This window comes from Paenibacillus sp. E194, from assembly GCF_000935845.1.
GTDB lineage: Bacteria > Bacillota > Bacilli > Paenibacillales > Paenibacillaceae > Paenibacillus_B > Paenibacillus_B alvei_B.
The window spans coordinates 1-1,653 of record NZ_JMDX01000474.1 but is presented as its reverse complement, the minus strand read 5'-3'; the positions used below and the strand labels follow the sequence as shown (position 1 = coordinate 1,653).

Here is a 1,653-nt window from a genome sequence, read left to right as displayed (position 1 = left end):
ACGGCCAGGGGAGTAGGTTCGGATTATAGAAGCGATAAAGGGTGGACGGAATGGACAGAACAAGCAGGCAAGACGGGCACAAAGACGATCACCTTTAAAACAGGCGAGGAAGAAAACTATTTTCTTATATGGGGAATCCATAACGGAGGGGCGTTATCCCTAGATGATATTATAATAAAAGAAGATGAGTATCAGTATGATGCAAATGGACGATTAAGCCGAGTCTATTTACCGGGTAATGTTGAAATTAAATATTTTTATGATGCCAATGGAAATTTGATGCGGCGTGTGAGTGATTTTAGAAAGGATGCGAAATTATGATGAAGACGAAAAAGATAATAGTCCCCTTTTTGATTGTAATTATATTAATCATGGTTCAGTCAGGACTCGTATATGCAGAAAATAGAGATTATACATATGATGAATCAAACCGATTGACGCAAACCGACAAGATTCAATTTATATATGATAACAACGGTAATTTACTAGAAAAGAAGAAAATCTCTCATGATAATGAGATACACTATGTTTCATCCAATGATTTCTCATCGAATCAGGGGGAGAACTACTGGTACTATCAAGAATGGGATGGAAAAGAATATAAAAATTTAGAATGGGATGATGCATTAAAACAGTGGAAAGGAAGTCAAGATTGGCTAAGGGTGGCTCGGGAGTTTCAACATCCGGATGGTAATGATTCGGTGCGAAAATGGGTAGCCCCCAAACGTGGAAAAATAGAAATAACGGGAAAAGTAGCAAAAATGGAGGGCCAAGTATTCGGGGATGGAGTTCAAGTGAAAGTAATGAAAAATGCAGTCCAGTTGTGGCCCTCTTCCGGATGGCACGAGATAGTATTCAATGATACTCAGGGCATAGATGTTAATATAACGACAGAGGTAGAAAAAGGGGATTCTATCTATTTCATAGTCAACCAAAAGCAACATATTGGTTACGATGGAACATATTGGAATTCAAAAATAACTTATATTACGCCGAAATCTTCTGCAATTGAAGCGTTCTCTCCAAATCAAGGGGACGATAACTGGTATTATCAGGAGTGGGATGGAAAAGAGTACAAAGACTTGACTTGGAAAGCTGATCTAAAGCAATGGCAAGGTAGTACTTTCTGGCTCAGAATAGCTAAAGAGTTTCAGCATCCGGACGGTAATGATTCGGTACGAAAATGGGTAGCCCCAAAGGATGGTAAAATAAATATAACCGGGAAAGTCGCAAAATTAGAAGGGCAAATATATGGGGATGGGGTACGTGTAAAAATAAAGAAAAATCGTACTCAGATATGGCCAACATCAGAATGGAGGGATACAGCATATGATGATACAAAAGGCGTAAATATTTCTTTAGTGACAGAGGTAGAAAAAGGGGACTCCATTTATTTCATTGTCAATCAGAATGGAACAATTGACTATGATACTACTTATTGGGATCCTACGATTATGTATATCCCTACTGTGTATCTAAAGGATTTTTCAGCTATTCAAGGCAAAAATAACTGGTACTATCAAGAATGGAATGGGAAAGAATATAAAAATTTAACGTGGAATGATGAGCTTAAACAGTGGCAGGGGAGTACTTATTGGTTAAGAATTGCTCAAGATTTCATGCATCCAGATGGAAACGATGTTGTACGGACGT

The 1,653-nt window shown here is 38.1% G+C and carries 1 protein-coding gene and 1 pseudogene; both read left to right on the top strand.

Going from position 1 to position 1,653, the window contains the following annotated elements:
* Positions 1-321 (top strand): RHS repeat domain-containing protein (locus AZ66_RS29025; protein WP_044358100.1); only part of this gene is annotated, 321 nt, incomplete at its 5' end.
* Positions 318-1,653, top strand: a pseudogene (locus AZ66_RS29020) (hypothetical protein); the annotation flags it as partial. The gene AZ66_RS29025 and the pseudogene AZ66_RS29020, both read left to right, overlap by 4 nt.